Origin of the sequence: Bradyrhizobium sp. CB3481 (assembly GCF_029714305.1) — a bacterium.
In the GTDB taxonomy this organism is placed as follows: Bacteria; Pseudomonadota; Alphaproteobacteria; order Rhizobiales; family Xanthobacteraceae; genus Bradyrhizobium.
Genome location: NZ_CP121647.1, coordinates 492,723 through 508,918 on the forward strand (window position 1 = coordinate 492,723; position 16,196 = coordinate 508,918).

The window sequence follows — 16,196 nt, forward strand, 5'->3', positions numbered from 1 at the left end:
AGCAAACCGCGCGCTATTGCTTCTTCTTCATCCGCGCGGCGGCGGCCGCTGCATCCACGACATTGTCGACCTCTTCGCGCCAGCGGATGATCTCGGCGGCGAGGATCGGGTGATTGAAGCCCTTCAGGTTCAGATCGTCGATCGGCTTTCCCTCGACCCACTGTTCGACCATGCCGTAGACGCGCCTCGACACCACGATCTGGTTCGCCTTGGCCTCGTCGCACAAGCGTGAGGCGAGGTTGGTCACGCTGCCGATCGCGGCATATTCCAGGCGCTGCTCGAAACCGATTTGGCCGAGCGTGGCGTAGCCGAGCGCGATGCCGATGCCGAAGCCGAGATTGTGACCACGGTTGCGCCATTTCTCGGTCAGCGCGCCGACGGTGTCGCGCATCTCGACTGCCATCTTCACGGCGCGCGCGGTGTGATCGGCGAACTGGATCGGCGCGTTGAACAGGATCATCACGCCGTCGCCGGCATAGCGGTCGAGCGTGCCTTCATACTTGAAGATCAGTTCGCCGAGCGCGGCGTGATATTCACGCAGCACGTTCATCGCCTCTTCCGGCTCGGTGGTCTCGGTGAAGGCGGTGAAGCCGCGCAGGTCGCAGAACACGACGGTGACCTCGCGGCGGTGGCTGTCGAGCAGGCCCTCATGACCGTCGGACGAGGCGATCAGTTGCGCCACCTGCGGCGCCAGGAAGCGCTCCAGCCGACGGATGCGCTCGATCTCGCCGAGCTGCGTTTCGACGCGCTCTTCCAGCGAGCGGTTCCAGTCGCGGAGCTGGTCGGTCTGGTCCTGCAGCTTGGCGGCCTGCCGGCTCACCATGTCGTTGGCGGCGAGCAGTTCGCGGCTCTTGTGGTCGACCTCGGTGAACAGCCGTGCATTGCGCATCGCCAGCACCGCCTGGTGCGCAAAGGTCTTCATCAGGCCGATCAGATTGTCGGAGAACTCACCTTCGTTCCGTCGCAGCACCACCAGCGAGCCCAAAATGCCGGTCTGGTCGACCAGCGGCACCACCAGCACCGAGTGGAAGCCGGCCTCGATCGCAACGTCGCGCAGCGGATGCTCGGAGGTCGCGCCGAGCTGCGGGATCGCGATCGGCTCGCCGGACGTGGCGGCTTCGCCGAGCGGGGAATTGTCGGCATCGATGGCGCGATGGCGGCCTTCGGCCGCCTTGTCGATGCCGATCGATTCGGTCAGCGAGAACTGGTGATTGCCGGCATCATAGCCGTAGATCAGCACGGCGTCGGCGTGGGTGATTTCGAGCGCGCGGGCGGCGACGGTCGGCAGCACGGCGTTGAGATCGAGCGAGGAGGCGACCGCGCGGCCGACTTCCTCGAGCACCTTGAGCTCGTTGATCGATTGCGCCAGATCCCGCGTTCGCTCCTTCACCTTGTCTTCGAGGTCGGAATAGGTCTCGGCAAGCTGCCCGGCCATGCTGTTGAACTGGTTGGCCAGCTCTTCCAGCTCGTCGGAGGTTTTCACCTCGATGCGGTGGCCGAAATCGCCGGCGCCGAGCCGCCGCGCGCCGGCCTGCAGCGCCGTGATCGGTACCAGCATGCGCCGCGCCATGATGGTGCCGGCGATGATCGCGACCACGAGGCCAAGCGCGATCAAAAACGCGATCCGCACCAGCTGATCGCGGATCGGCGTCAGCGCCTGCGCCGTCGGCTGCTCGAAGAACACGTGCCAGCCGAGCTTCGGCACCACGCTCGATGTCGTCAGCACGGCATCGCCGCGGACATCGGTGCCCGAAACCGGCGCGACGCCGCCGGGCTTGCTGACGGCGGCGACCTGCGGCAGCGCCAACAGGTTCTTGCCGATCTCCGGGCCGGTCGAGGACGTCGCCAGCACGTCGCCCCTGGCGTCCGTGACGAAGGCATAGGTGACCTTGCCGATCTGCGCGTCGATCAGGAACTCGGAGAGGAAATCGAGGTCGATCTCGGCCAGCGTGATGCTGCCATCGGCATGCGACAGCACGATCGACATGAAGGGACGTTCGCCGCGGAAATAGGCCGGCGCAAAGCTGCTGCCGCGGGCGGCGGTCTCGGTAATCCTGACGTCCCGCGAGAAGTCCGCGTTGCTGCCGGGCGTGATGATCTGCCGCGTCATGCGCAGCTGTTCGCGGCCCTGGGCGTTGATCAGGGAGAGCTGGCTCACCTGCTGCACCTGCCGCAGCAATTGCGCGTAATCGTCGCGGCGCTTTTCGGGCGTGTCGGAGGAGGCGCGCGTGACCCAGTTGATCTGCCGTTCGAGGTCGGCCATCGATTGCTGGATCCGCTTGGCGGTCGCTTCCGCCTTCTCGGACATGCCGTCGTTCAGCGAGCTCTTGATGCCGCGATAGGTGATCCAGATTTCCATCGCGCCGTTGACGGCCAGCACGAACACGACGAGCCCGACCAGCGCGACGACGTATTTGGCGAACAAGCCTTCGCGCAGGAACCAGACTCTGTCTTTGACCTCGCTCATCCGGACCCTCGGCACCGCACCGGGCGCGCGCATCGGTTTGTCGCTGGCGCCGCCTGTCTCGGCAGCCCCGGCTGAGGGCCTGTTTAGCACGAATTGGCAGGCGGGTTTGTGGGCCCGCCAACATGGTTAGCCCGGATTTTAGGCAGGAATCGGGGAGATTTCGTCATGCGCGGCTTGATCGAACCTCGCCCCGCTTGCGGGGAGAGGTCGGCGCGAAGCGCCGGGTGAGGGGGTACAGGTCCATCGGCAATCACTGCTCGCGGAGAGAGCCCTCACCCCAACCCTCTCAGTGCGAGCTTCGCTCGTCGCGGCCCAGTGAAGGACGGGGAGAGGGAGTTGAGCAGGCTTCCGCTGCATCAGCGATTGAATAACTGCCGCAGTACCTCGTTCATCGGCTGGCTGTCCTGCTGCGCGGTCGTGTCGCCTGGCGGCATGGGAGCTGCCGGCTCGGATGGTGCGGCTTGCGCGGGGTCCTGCTCGGGCGGATTCGGACCGACGAGGCTGCGCTGGCCACCCGGACGCGCGCGGCCCTGGCCGGGACTTTGGCCCCCGCCGCCCTGGCCGAACCCGCTGAGGCCTTGCTGCAGAAGATTGCCGATGGTCTCGCCGAGCTGGCCGCCGAGCGGGTTGTTGGCTGGCGGCTGGCCGCCCGCTGCGCCCTGTCCGCCGGTCGTGCCGGGCTGTCCGCCGAGCAGGCTGCCGATCGCGGCGCCAAGCCCCGCGCCCTGCTCGCCGAACAGGCCCTTGCCCATTTCCTTCAGCTTGGCATAGGCCGCCTCGGGATTGTCGAGGATGCCCTGCATCTCCGGATAGATCCGTGGGTTTCCCCACGGGCCCTCGATCATCACGGGGATGCCGAGCCCGACCGGATCATTGGCGCGGCCCTGGCCTTCGGTGGTCAGCACCAGCTTCGGCTCGACGCGAAATCCGATCTGCTTGGTGTCGAGCGCGATGGTTCCGACGCCGGTCATCTTGACCAGCGGGCCGACGAGATTGAGGTCGGTGGTTTGCGCCTGGCCTTTGTCGATCTTGAACGAGGCCGACAATTGCGAGAGGTCGGTCGCTTTCTCCTCGCTCTCCTGCCAGCCCGACAGCGGGCGCGCGGTCAGCGAGCGGATCATTTGCGCCACGTTGAGCCCTTTGATCGCGCCGTCCTGGAACACGATGAAGGCGGTGCCCGCCATGTTCGACATGATCGCGCGCTGGCTGGTGCCGGAGGAGAGCACGCTGATCCTGGCCTGCATCCTGCCGTCCAGCCTGTCGAAATCGGCGAGGCCATGCAGCAGTGGCAGCGCGCGCACGCCGGTAAGGTCGACGCCCATCGCATAGGTCGGCGTGGCGGCGGAGACATCGACGGTCAGATCGCCGCTGGCGCTACCTTCATAGGCGCCGAGGTTGGCGACCCGCGCCTTCAAAACGCCGCTTGCAAGGGTGGCATCGATCGCGGCGCGAGCGAAACGCGCCTCGCCGATACTGAGTTCGGCCGCCGAAATGCGCGCCTGGATGTCGATATAGTTGAGACCATTATTATCGATCGTTGCATTGCTCCAGGGCTGCCCCGACGTATTGCCGCTGCTTGACGATGCGAGCGCGAGCTTCTGGAAGTCGAGATCTAGCTTGACCAGCGGCTTGCTCGACAGGTCGAACGAGGCCCAGCCATTGAACGCGGCCTCGCCGAGCGCGCCGGTCACGCTGTTGATCATCACGACCGGGCCGTTGAGGCGGGCTTCGGCTTTGGCTGTGAGCTGGGCCTCCAACAGGCCCGGCGCATCGATCTTGATCTCGGCCGGAATGTTCTGCCGCTCGAGCGGCGGCGCGGGCAGCGCTGCCTTGAGCTCGAATTTGAGCGGGTTGCCGTTCTTGCGCGCATTGCCCGACACGGTGACCTTGCGGTCGGCATCGATGACGATGTCGACATTGACGGTCTCGATCCTGTTCTCGACGCGGTCGCGCAGGTTGGAGAGCACGACGGTGCCGCCGCTAACGCTGATATGGTCGATCGAGACGGCCTCTGACGTCTTGCCGGCGGCGGGCTTCGGGGAGGAAGCGGCATCCCTCACGCGCTCGCGCCGTAGCGGCAGATTCACCACCGGGCGAATGATGACGAGCTCGGTGATGTGCGGCTTGCCTGCCCACAGGCTCGCAAGCGTCACGTCGGCCTCGATGCTCGCGGCGGCGAAGCGGCGGTTGATGTCGCTGTCCTTCGGATTCTGCAGCGTGACATCGTTCAGCGTGATGTTGAGCGATGGCCACAGGCCGATCCTGGCGCCGCCATTGATAGTGAGCTTGTAGCCGGTCTCGCGCTCGACCCGCGCCGCGATCTCGGTCGTCAGGAAACCCGAGGGGATGCCGATCGCCAACGTCAGCGCGATGATAACGATCACGGCAACGATGGCGGCGCCGGCAATTTTCAGTGCTTTCATATCGATATTCCAGACCGCGCAAACGGCACTTATTTCGGTGGCGCAACCCGTAGGCGCAACCGCTCAGGCAAGTTTATCCCGGAAAGGGAGGAGGACCCAGCGCCCAAAAATATTCCGGGGGTGCTGCAAAGTTATGTGACTTATGACACACTCGGTGACCGGGGAATCCTGCTAACGGCGCATTCGGGGGACGGTAATTCGATCTGGAAGGCAATACGATGAGTAAACAGGCCGAATTTGCGGTCATTCTGAAAATGAACCCGATGTTTGCCGATTTGGGCGCGGATGAATTGCAGCGCATCTCCGGACTTTGCCACACCCAGCAGCTCGGCGTTGGCGAAATGTTGTTTCAGAAGGGCGATCCCGGCGATGCTCTCTATGGCGTACGGCGCGGGCAGATCCGGATCGAGACCGGCGCCTCCGACGGCAGCCGCCTGACGCTGAACTTCATGGGATCCGGCGATCTCTTCGGCGAAGTCGCCGTGCTCGACGGCCAGGAGCGCACGGCGGACGCGACGGCCGGCGAGCCGTCTGAACTGTTCGTGCTGCGGCGCGAGGATTTCCTCGCCTTTCTGGAACGCGAGCCGAAGGTCGCGATCAAGATCATCATGCTGTTATGCCAACGCATCCGCTGGCAGAGCGAGCGGATGGAGGAATCGGTGCTGCAGCCGCTGCCGGTGCGCCTGGCACGACGGCTCTGCGCGCTCGCCTCCGATTTCGGCTCCGAAGTGCACATCTCGCAGGAACAGCTCGGCGTCTTCGTCGGCGCCGCCCGCGAGAGCGTCAACCGCCAGCTGCAGCTCTGGCGCAAGGACGGCATCTTGGACCTGCAGCGCGGACGCATCCTGCTGCAGAACATGACCAAGCTGACGGCGGTGGCAAGGAACGAGTAGGGTCCCATTCATTTCGATCGTTGACCTGCTGTGGTATGATGACTGCATGAACAGGCTACTCAAAGAAGTAATCGAGCATGCTGAGAACTGGCCCCTGGAGGACCAGCAGGAGCTCGCGGAATACGCCCGCGAAATCGAGGCACGCCGGACCGGTGTCTACACGAGGTCGGATCAAGAGCGCGTGGCCGTCAGGCACGGATTGGCGGAGGCTGATCACGGGCAATTCGTGTCGGAGGAGCGCGTTGCTGAAGCCGACAAGCGCCCATGAAGGATGAAAGTACGTTACACGCCCACGGCATTTTCAGATCGCTTCCATCGCGTGCGTGACGCGATAGAAATCTTGCATATTCGGCACACATCTCGAAGAGCTTGGAAGGACGACAGGTAGTCGTCGCGCGCGAAGCCTTCCCTCACTCCGCAGCGGGCGACATTGCCGGCGGGCCCTTGGCCGGCGGCTCGCTGCGATGATCGTGACCGTGGCTTGCGGGCTCGGTCTCCGCGCTCGAGACGATCAGCTTGCGGCCGAACCGCCAGCACAGCGCGCCGATATCGTCCATCACCATGAACATCGCCGGCACGAACACCAGCGACAGGATGGTGGAGAAGATCAGGCCGCCGATCACCGCGAGCGCCATCGGCGAGCGGAATTCGCCGCCGGCGCCGAACGCCAGCGCTGACGGCATCATGCCCGCGGCCATCGCGATCGTCGTCATCACGATCGGGCGCGCGCGCTTCATGCCGGCGTCAATGATGGCGACGTCGCGCGGCTTGCCCTCGCGGATGGCCTCGACCGCGAACTCCACCAGCATGATGGCGTTCTTGGTGACGATACCCATCAGCATCAGGATGCCGATCCACACCGGCGTGGTGAGCTGCTTGCCGGTCAGGAGCAGCGCAATGATCGCGCCGCCGATCGAGAGCGGCAGCGAGAACAGGATGGTGATGGGCTGCAGGAACGTTCCGAACAGCAGCACCAGCACGGCGTAGACCATCATCAGGCCGGCGGTAATGGCGGTCGCAAAACCATCCGACAGTTCGGCCAGGCTTTCGGCATCGCCCGATGGGCTGACCCTGACGCCCTTGGGCAGGCTCTTCATGACCGGAAGCTCGTTGATCATCTTGGTGGCGTCGCCGAGCGCTGCCGTGCCAACGAGGTCCGCGGCCACCGTCGCCTGCCGCTCGCGGTCGTAGCGGCTGATGCTGGTCGGACCCTGATCGAGCTGGATGTCGGCGACAACAGACAGCGGCACACCGCCACGTTCGCCGCGCTGGCCGAGCGGCACGCGCAATTGCTGCAGCATCTGCAGGTCGCTGCGGGCGCTGTCCTCAAGCTGGACGCGGATCGGAACCTGGCGGTCGCCGGCGTCGAATTTGGCCAGCGCCGGGCCGACGTCGCCGATCGTGGCGACGCGGATCGTCTGCGACAGGCTTTCGGTCGAGACACCGAGCCGCGCCGCCAGTTCGGCGCGCGGGCGAATGCGAAGCTCGGGCCGGTCGAGCGCGGTTTCCGAAATCACGTTGGCGATGATCGGAATCCGCTTCATCTGCGTCGCGAGTTCGCTGGCGACGTTGTTGACGATGTTGCTGTCGGTGCCGGTCACGACAAGCGAGATCGCGCGCAGGCCGTTTTCGTCGAGGAACCAGAAGCGGATATCCGGGACGTTCTCCAGTTCCCGCCCGATCTCGAGTTCGAGCTGCCGCTGGGTGATCTTGCGCTCTTTCTTCGGCGTGTAATTGATGATCAGCGCGGCGCGGCGGACTTCCTGCGTTCCCGGCGGTACCCTGCCGCCGTCGACGAAGATGCTCTTCACCTCAGGCCGCTTGCGCAGACGTGCGACGATTTCTTCCGTCACCTTTTCGGTATAGGCGAGCTGCGAGCCGGGCGGCAATTCCATTGCCAGCAGCGAGCGTGCGGTGTCTTGCGCCGGCAGGAAGCCCTGCGGCAGCAGCGTGATGCTCCAGATCGAGGCGGCGAACACGCCGAAACCGATCAGCACCGTGATGAAGTAGTGTTTCACCGACCAGGTGACGAGCCTGGTGTAGGTCTGCAGGATGCGCCCGGGCGGCGGGTCCTCATGCGGGTGATCCTTCAGGAAGTAGGCGGCGAGCACCGGCGTGACGAAGCGCGCCGCGAGCAGCGAGAAGAACACCTGCACCGAAACTGTGATGCCGAACTGCTTGAAGAACTGCCCGGCGATGCCGGACATGAAGCTGGCGGGCGCGAAGATCGCGATGATAGTCAGCGAGATCGCGATGACAGCCAGGCCGATTTCGTCGGCGGCCTCGAGCGCCGCGCGGTAGGGCGATTTGCCCATCCGCATGTGGCGCACGATGTTCTCGATCTCCACGATCGCATCGTCGACCAGGATACCCGTCGACAGCGTGATGGCGAGGAAGGAGACCAGGTTCAGCGAGAAGCCGAGCAGGTCCATCATCCAGAACGCCGGGAAGATCGAGAGCGGCAGGGAGATCGCGGCGATGATGGTCGCCCTGATATCGCGCAGGAACAGCAGCACGATGATGACGGCGAGGATTGCGCCTTCGAACAGGGTCGAGATCGCGGCGAAATAATTGCCCTTGGTGAATTCGACCGAGGTGTCGATCAGTTTCAGGTCGACGTCGGGATAGGCGACCTTCAGCGCGTCGATGCGCTTCTGCACAGCCTCAGCCACCTTCACGTCGCTGGCGCCCTTGGAACGCTTGATGCCGAGCGCCACCACAGGCTCACCGTTGAAGCGGGCAAAGGTGCTGCGATCGGCGATGGTATCGGTGACGGTGCCGAGATCGTCGAGCCGCACCTCGCCGCCGCCGAACAGCGGGATCATGGTGCCTGCGAGCTCGTTCAGCGTCTTGGCGCCGGCGAGCGTGCGGATCGCCTGGTCGTTCTTGCCGATTTGGGCGCGGCCGCCGGCGACGTCGACATTGGTGCCGCGCAGGATCTGGCTGACATTGACCGCCGTGAGGCCCGCCGCCTGCAGTCTATCAGGGTCGAGCGAGACCAGAATTTCGCGCTCGACACCGCCGATGCGCTCGACCTGGGCGACGCCGCGCACGCCCTGCAGCGCGCGTTTGACGACGTCGTCGACGAAATAGGACAATTGTTCCGGCGTCTTGCCGGGCGAGATCGCCGCATAGGTGACGATCGGCAGGCCGATCACGTCGACGCGCTGGATCAGCGGCTCGTTGACGTTCTGCGGCAGGTTGGCGCGCACGCGGGTGACGGCGTCCTTGACGTCGTTCAGCGCGCGGTCGGTGTTGGTCTCGAGCGCGAACTGGATCGTCGTCACCGACAGGCCGTCGGTGATCGACGACGAAATATGCCGCACGCCCTCGACGCCGGAGACGCCGTCTTCGATGGTCTTGGTGACCTGGCTTTCCAATTCGGAGGGAGCCGCGCCGAATTGCGCGACCGCGACCGAGATCACGGGAATGTCGGCGCTGGGAAGCCGCGTTATCGCGAGCTTGGTGAAGCTGGCCCAGCCCAGCACCAGGAGAATGATTGAGAAGACGATCGAAGGAAGCGGATTCCGGATCGACCAAGCCGAGATATTCAAAGCCATTAGCGTGCCCGCGTGCGTTCGAGTTCGTCGGCGAACATGGTCTTGATCTGGTCGCCGTCATGCAGCGAGGTGCCAGCGTCAGCCACAACGATTTCGCCGACATCGAGGCCTTCAAGAATTTCAGTCGAGGTTTCCGAGGTGAGGCCGACCCGCACCTTTCGCGTCTCGATCGTGTTGCCCTTGACCACCTGCAGCGTCAGGCGGTCGATTGCGGTGCGCGGCACGGCGACGCCGCAGGAGCGCTTGGCGTCGATATTGGCGCGCGCAAACATGCCGACCTTGAGCGAGGGATTGTTGTTCAGCGAAATCCTGACCTTGCCGAGTTGGGTATTGCGGTCGATCTGCGGCGAGATCTGGCGGACCTTGCCGACCACGTCGGGCGCGTCGTCGCGGCTGATGCGCACGGTCGCGCCGGGATTGAGCTTGAGCAGGTGCACGCTCGGCACTTCGGCTTCCAGCTCGATTTCGTTGTTGACGGAAATGCGCAGCATCGGGCCGGCCTGCGGCGAGGCCGGTGCGCCGACTGCGGTCCTGACTTCGGTGACGAGACCGGCCGCGGGTGCGCGCAGCGTGACTGGACCTGGCCTGCCGGCCGGCGCGCCCGGAACTTGCGGTGGCGCGGTGAGGCGCACCAGTTCCTGATTTTCGGTGACCGTGTCGCCCTCCTTGACAAGAAGGTCAGTCACTCGGGAGCCTTCCTGATCGACGCCGATCTGCGCTTCGCGGCGCGGCACAATGAAGCCGGTGACCCGCACCATGTCGGAGAAGCAGGCATTGGTGGATTTGGTCACGATCACCAGCGCCTGGCCTGGCGTCTCCTTTTCTTCGGCGTGGGGACGGTTCTCGAACCAGTAATAGCCGGCCGCCACAATGACAACGAAGGCCGTTCCAAGCGCAGGTTTGAGGTATTCGGAAAACTTCATCGCCGGATCAATCCAGACTGCAAGTCAGTCAAACAGGGTGTTTTGCAAACAGGGTGTTTTGGCGGCTGCAAGACCGGCAACGGAGTCGAAAACGAATACGTCCCGCACGGGTGCTGCGGGACGTATTGTAGCCGCAAAATAGAGACCGGTGCCACGCCCCTTACTTGGCTGCGTTCGCCGCGGTCTTGTTTTCCATATTCACGACCTGCACGCGGCGGTTCACTTCCGCGAGCGGCTGGCTCGGATCCTTGAGCTTGCTCTTGCCGTAGCCGACGGTCACGAGATCGGTGCCGTTGATGCCGTATTTGTCGATGAGATAGCGCTTGATCGCGTCGGCGCGGCGCTCGGAAAGGTCCTGGTTATAGGCCTCGCCACCGGCCGCATCGGTATGGCCCGCGACCACGAAGGTCGAGCCCTTGAGGTCGTTATTGGTGAGCGCGCGGCCGAGCGCCTGGACCGACGGCAGCGATTTCGTGCTGATGTCGGCGGAGTTGTAGTCGAAATTGATCTCCAGGTCGATCTTCGGCTTGTCCTGGACAATGGCGGCGATTTCCTCGCGCTCGGAGCTCGATAGCGAACGGGTGGAGCGGCCGCGGAACTTCTGGACCACTTTGCTCTCGGCGGCGGCCACCGTCGGATCGACCGTCTGCTGCGGGCCGGCCGAAAGGCCGCGGGTCAGCGGCTTCTTTTCCGGCGCAAGCGCGCGAAGGATCTGATCCTCGGTGACGTTCTTGTCCTGCGCCAGGGCGCTTGCCGCGCCCAACGACACGGCGGCGCCGAGCGCTGCAACCGATACGATTGCGGAAAGGGTTTTCGTTACCGAGAAATTCGCCATTGCCTGTCCCTCCTGCGGGCTTCCCCACGCGGTTCCAATGTCATCCAAACGCTGCCGGACCTTGAGGTCACACCGGCTGCTGTTCTTTAGTCTGGGCACCCGCCACTGGGTTCGAGGCGCCGGCCAGCCTTCATCGAAAAAATTACTGCACGCCGTACTCGGCGAATTCCTTGACGATATTCGGATCCATCGCCTTGGCGTTGTTGATGTCGAGGTCGCCTTCCGAAATCGAGCCGTTGCGCTTCTTGGCAAGGCCCCGGCCATATAGCGACGAGGTCAATCTGGGGTTGATCTTCAGAGCCGCATCGAAATCAGCAATTGCATTCTTGTTCTGGCCGTTCTTGAGATTGAGCAGGCCGCGGCTGTCGAGCGCGTCGACGAAATTCGGCCGCAGCCGCAGCGCCTCGTTGCAATCCTTCAGCGCCGCCTGCAGGTCGCCGATCACGGTGCGCGCCCAGCAGCGGTTGTTATAGGCTTCGACGTCCTTCGGGTTCAGCCGCAGCGAATTGTTGAAGTCCTTGATGGCGAGTTCATAGAAGCCCTTGCTGGCGTAGACCTGCCCGCGCCGGTATAGCGCGGCCGCGTCATCAGGGTTCTCGTTGAGCTTGGCGTTCAGGCTTTTGATGGTCGGATCGTCGGCGAGCGCGGGCGCGGCCGGACTCGGGGGCTCCGCCGGCTTGGCCGGTGGCGGGGGTGCCGGAAGTGCGATGTCGGCCGGTTTGGTCGGCGCTGCAGGCGGTGGGGGCGGCGGCGCGGGCGCAGCCACCTGAGACGAGGGGGAAGGGGACGGTGCTGGCGGCGCGGGAGCTGGCGCAGGGGCGGGGGCTGGGGCAGCGACGACCGGAGGCGGCGGGCTCGCCGGGCGCGGGCCACTGCCGCTCGGGATAAAGGAGAAATCCTCGGCCAGTGACGAGGAAATCCACGGCACCTGCTCGCTGCGCGAGGCGCGGGTGACGCCGACGCGGGTGCGGTTCAACGTTTCCTCCGCCGTCAGGTCGGGGGTGCGGATTTCCTTCAGCAGTTCGCGCACGAACAGGCTGCGGTCGCTGCCATTGTCAGAGATCACCGAGGACAGCGCGGCCGAATACATCACCAGCGTGCCGTTCGGCGCGATCACCGGCGCAAGGCCGGCGGAAAAGCTGCGGAAGCGCCGCTCGAACGGGTTGCGCCTGGAAGCGTCGATCAGCGCGATCTTGACGCCGGCGCCGCGGCTGTTGATCTCGCCGAGCACGGTCTCGAGGCTGAAGCCGTCGCGGCGCACGTCGGCCTCGGTCCAGATCTGGGCGTCGACGGGGATCATGTAGCTCTGGCGGCTCGACTGCACGCCAAAGCCGGAGAAGAATATCAGCGCGACCGATCCGGGCTTGATCTTGCCGTAAAGGCGCTCAAAGGCGCGGCGCATCTGCTCGCTGGTCAGGTTCTCGCCGATATCGACGTTGAAGCCGTCGCGCTTGAGCTCGTCGGCGATGTCGCGCGCGTCGTTGATCGGCTCCTTCAGCGGCGCCTCGGCGTCGGGATATTTCGCGTTGCCGATCACCAGCGCATAGCGTTCGCCGGCGGCGAAAGACGGCGCGACCGAGGCGAGCGCGAAAAGCAATGCAAGGAGCAATACAAGGCGGATTTTCATAATGATGGCAGTCCAGATCACGGCAACCCAGCCAAAATAGCGCCGATACTAGCTCGCGCGGCGGGCGACCATACTCTACGGGTCCGGCATTATCAAACCGCCGCCGCACCCCCGTCAACTGATTGCGATCTCGTAATTAATTGCGACAATTCACCGCGACAGAACCACAGTGGAGGAGGGAATAAAGCGCCCATTGTGGCTGCGCGGCAACGTGCGATCCCGGCTCGCGCAACCAGTTCCCCATCGAGCGGGGAAATCCTTTCGGTGCGGCCTCTTGGCCGCATGGTTGGCGAAAGCTCGCTGCCCGCCGCGATGCAAATTTCTGGCTTGAAGCCGCCGCCCGCAAATGCCGCGTCACTACCTGTGCGGGCGGTAATGTGACTGCTCTCACAGAGAGTGTTGCGCTGTCATATGGCCGTCATTCGCCTTCCGCGTTTGACCTTTGCGGATGGCAATGGCTTGGTGGCGGGATCGGCCGCATCCAAACCAAGAAAAAAGTGACACCGATGGGAAACGCCTACGAAATCTACGCGCTGCGCTATGCGACGATGTCGTCCCGCACCCCGCATCTGAATTTTCTCGTCCCCGATCCGCACGACACCACCGCGCAGGACCTCGATTATTTCGTCTGGCTTATCAGAGGGGGCGGTCGCGACATCCTGGTCGACACCGGCTTCAACGCCGAAGAGGCCAAGGCGCGCTCGCGCAAGCTTAACCTCAATCCGGTCGACGCGCTGAGGGATTTCGGTGTCGCCGCCGAGACGATCCACGACGTGATCGTTACCCATTTGCATTATGATCACGCCGGTAATCTCGATCGCTTCCCGAACGCGCGGTTTCATCTGCAAGAGCGCGAGATGAGCTACGCGACCGGCCGCTGCATGTGCAACGGCCTGCTCCGGCATCCGTTTTCGGTCGAGCACGTCACCACCATGGTGCGCCATGTCTATGGGGACCGCGTCACCTTCCATTCCGGCGACGGCGAGATCGCGCCCGGCGTGACCGTGCACCGCGTCGGCGGGCACTCCGACGGATTGCAAGTGGTGCGGGTGGAGACGGCGCGGGGGCCGGTGGTGCTGGCCTCTGATGCCGCGCATTACTACGCCAATTTGCACAAGCGCAGCCCGTTTCCGATCGTCTACAATGTCGGCGACATGGCGCTGGGCTGGGAAACCGTCGAGCGCCTGGCCGGCCATCCCGACCGCTTCATCCCCGGCCATGATCCGATCGTGAGCGAGATCTACCCGCGCGCCAGCGACAACGTCGATGCCTTCGCGTTGCATCTGGCGCCCTCGCGATCGTTTGCGAAATAGGCGCGGCCGGGTATGTCGGAATACAGGACCATCGGGTTCATCGGCCTCGGCGTGATGGGCGAACCGATCTGCCGCAATCTTACGAAGAAGAGCGGCAAGCGCGTGCTTGCCTTCGATCTGTCGCCGGAGCCATTGGCGCGATTGCGCACCGACGGTGCCGACGTCGCAGCCTCCGTTGCCGATGTCGTCAAGCAGAGCGAGCTGCTGTTCCTTTGCCTGCCCAGCGCCAGGCATGTGCGCGCGGTGTTCGAAGGCGAGGGCATTCTGAAGAACATCAGGAGCGGTCAGGTCGTCGTCGATCTCGGCACGTCCTCGGTCAGCCAGACCCGGGACTTTGCCAGGCAGTTGCAGGCAAAAGGCGCTGATTGGGCCGATGCGCCGATCGCACGCACGCGTCAGGCGGCGCAGGACGGCACGCTCAGCGTGATGGTGGGAACGACGCCGGCGCGCTACGCCGTGATCGAGCCGCTGATACGCTGCTTCGCCACCGACGTCACCCATTGCGGCGAGGTCGGGGCCGGGCAGGTGACAAAAATCCTCAATAACATGGTGCTGTTCGAAACCGTCAACGCGCTCGCCGAAGCTGTTGCGGTGGCAAAGCACAATGGCGTCGATCCAAAACTGCTGCTGGATACCTTATCGAAAGGCTCGGCCGACAGCTTTGCGCTGCGTAATCACGGCATGAAGGCAATCGTGCCCGGCAATTTCCCGGAGCGTGCGTTCTCGACCGAATATGCGCTGAAGGATCTGTCCTACGCGCTGGAGCTTGCGACTGAAGCCGGATTGAAAATCCGCGGCGCGGAGCTGGTCGGCACCATCCTGCAGGAAGCGATTGATGCCGGATCGGGCGATAATTATTTCCCCGTCATCGCGAAGCATATTGATAGGTTGTGAACGTCGTCATTCCGGGATGGTCCGAAGGACCAGACCCGGAATCCCGAGATTCCGGGCTCGATGCTCCGCATCGCCCCGGAATGACGGTACACTTTAGATAACCGCTAGCCGGAGACCATCATGATCACGCGCTTTCCCGGGCTTACGCCGACCCGCAGCCGCGCCGTCGCGCATGATGACCTTGTTTTCACCGTGGCGGTTGCGCCCGATCCGGTCAGCCCTTCGATGTATGAGCAAAGCGTCAAGGCGCTCGGGCGTATCGACGAAAGCCTCGCGCTGTGCGGCACGGACAAGAGCAAAATCCTCTCGGCCATCGTCTATATCGCCGACATCAAGCAGAAGGCCGAGATGAATCGGGCCTGGGACGAATGGGTTGACCGCAACAATCCGCCGATGCGCGCCTGCCTCGGCGTCGATCTCGAACCGCCGCATATTGTGGAGATCGTGGTGACGGCGGTGAAGTAGGGCACAGCTATCGCCCCCCGTCATTGCGAGGAGCGTAGCGACGAAGCAATCCATTTCTCCGCTTGCGGCGCGATGGATTGCTTCGCGGAGCCTGTCATCGGGCGCGCATTCGCGCGACCCGTTGGCTCGCAATGGCGGGGAGAACGCCTCGTTTCAGTAAGCTTCCTTTGCGTCGGCCTCTTCGCTGGTCTGCACCAGATCGAGGCTCGCCTCGATCTTGCCGAGCAGCCGCGCAAAGTCCCTGCGCTCCTGTGCGGAAAGGCACGACAGGATCTCCTGCTCGCGGCGAAGCAGGCGCGGGATCAGCTCTTCATAAAGTGCCGCGCCCTTGCCGGTCAGTTGCAGGCGGAATTCGCGGCGGTCGTCGGCGTTCTCGACGCGCTCGATGATCTGCCGCTTCAGCAGCGAGGTGACGGCGCGGCTGATGGTGGATTTGTGGGTGCGGGTGCAATCGGCGACGTATTGTGCACTGCAGGGCTCATGACGAAAACCGAGCGTCGCCAGCACACGCCATTCCGGAATGTCGAGCCCATAGCGCGCCGCGTACTCCGCCGACAGTGCGGAACTGACCTCCGCCGCCAGGCGGTTGAGCTGAAACGGCACGAACTTCAACAGGTCGAGCCGCGTCGCCTTTTTCGGCACGCTATCTTCCTGCGGACCGGCAGCCATTTCGCCTGACATCGCCTTTGGCAAGAATCGCCTCGATTTGAGTTGCGCCCGGGCCGGCCCGGGGGTTAAGATAGTTGCAAGTGAGACTAATTTAGCAGGGCCACAGGCTCTTGGCTAGTCGCAGGGT

Annotated in this window: 12 protein-coding genes; 5 read left to right on the top strand and 7 right to left on the bottom strand. The window is 64.0% G+C overall.

The window, feature by feature from the left end:
- Window positions 1-13: 13 nt before the first annotated feature.
- Window positions 14-2,467, bottom strand: a complete 2,454-nt coding sequence (locus QA643_RS02385; protein ID WP_283031617.1) for an adenylate/guanylate cyclase domain-containing protein — start codon at window positions 2,465-2,467, stop codon at window positions 14-16.
- Between the two features lie 356 nt (window positions 2,468-2,823).
- A complete protein-coding gene (locus tag QA643_RS02390) occupies window positions 2,824-4,890 on the bottom strand; it encodes an AsmA family protein (protein WP_283031618.1) in 2,067 nt (688 codons plus the stop codon).
- 218 nt (window positions 4,891-5,108) lie between these two features.
- Here QA643_RS02390 and QA643_RS02395 point away from each other — a divergent pair, with 218 nt between their 5' ends.
- Both QA643_RS02395 and QA643_RS02400 read left to right on the top strand, forming a co-directional pair.
- Window positions 5,109-5,783, top strand: a complete 675-nt coding sequence (locus QA643_RS02395; RefSeq protein ID WP_283031619.1) for a Crp/Fnr family transcriptional regulator — start codon at window positions 5,109-5,111, stop codon at window positions 5,781-5,783.
- A 46-nt stretch (window positions 5,784-5,829) separates the two neighbouring features.
- Window positions 5,830-6,051 (top strand): hypothetical protein, encoded by a 222-nt coding sequence (locus QA643_RS02400; protein WP_283031620.1) that lies wholly within the window; start codon window positions 5,830-5,832, stop codon window positions 6,049-6,051.
- 142 nt (window positions 6,052-6,193) lie between these two features.
- Here the strand turns inward: QA643_RS02400 and QA643_RS02405 are convergent, their stop codons facing one another.
- The 4 genes from QA643_RS02405 to QA643_RS02420 form a co-directional block, all read right to left on the bottom strand.
- Window positions 6,194-9,343: an efflux RND transporter permease subunit gene (locus tag QA643_RS02405; RefSeq protein WP_283031621.1), complete on the bottom strand. Its 3,150-nt coding sequence runs from the start codon at window positions 9,341-9,343 to the stop codon at window positions 6,194-6,196.
- Window positions 9,343-10,266 carry an efflux RND transporter periplasmic adaptor subunit gene (locus QA643_RS02410; protein ID WP_283031622.1) on the bottom strand — a complete coding sequence of 308 codons (924 nt, stop codon included), beginning with the start codon at window positions 10,264-10,266 and terminating at the stop codon, window positions 9,343-9,345. Before QA643_RS02410 ends, QA643_RS02405 begins: the two co-directional genes overlap by 1 nt.
- Before the next feature lie 160 nt (window positions 10,267-10,426).
- Complete coding sequence (locus tag QA643_RS02415) at window positions 10,427-11,101, bottom strand: OmpA family protein (RefSeq protein ID WP_283031623.1); 675 nt, start codon at window positions 11,099-11,101, stop codon at window positions 10,427-10,429.
- 142 nt (window positions 11,102-11,243) lie between these two features.
- On the bottom strand, window positions 11,244-12,728 hold the full coding sequence (locus tag QA643_RS02420) for a caspase family protein (protein WP_283031624.1): 1,485 nt from the start codon (window positions 12,726-12,728) through the stop codon (window positions 11,244-11,246).
- Between the two features lie 506 nt (window positions 12,729-13,234).
- On the opposite strand from QA643_RS02420, the gene QA643_RS02425 reads away from it, so the two are divergent.
- From QA643_RS02425 to QA643_RS02435, 3 genes are all read left to right on the top strand, one after another.
- On the top strand, window positions 13,235-14,041 hold the full coding sequence (locus tag QA643_RS02425; RefSeq protein WP_283031625.1) for an N-acyl homoserine lactonase family protein: 807 nt from the start codon (window positions 13,235-13,237) through the stop codon (window positions 14,039-14,041).
- Between the two features lie 12 nt (window positions 14,042-14,053).
- Window positions 14,054-14,935, top strand: coding sequence for an NAD(P)-dependent oxidoreductase (locus QA643_RS02430; protein WP_283031626.1), 882 nt, complete (start codon window positions 14,054-14,056; stop codon window positions 14,933-14,935).
- A 120-nt stretch (window positions 14,936-15,055) separates the two neighbouring features.
- Complete coding sequence (locus QA643_RS02435; protein WP_283031627.1) at window positions 15,056-15,400, top strand: RidA family protein; 345 nt, start codon at window positions 15,056-15,058, stop codon at window positions 15,398-15,400.
- A 153-nt stretch (window positions 15,401-15,553) separates the two neighbouring features.
- Here the strand turns inward: QA643_RS02435 and QA643_RS02440 are convergent, their stop codons facing one another.
- Window positions 15,554-16,069 (bottom strand): MarR family transcriptional regulator, encoded by a 516-nt coding sequence (locus tag QA643_RS02440; protein WP_283035088.1) that lies wholly within the window; start codon window positions 16,067-16,069, stop codon window positions 15,554-15,556.
- Window positions 16,070-16,196: the final 127 nt, after the last annotated feature.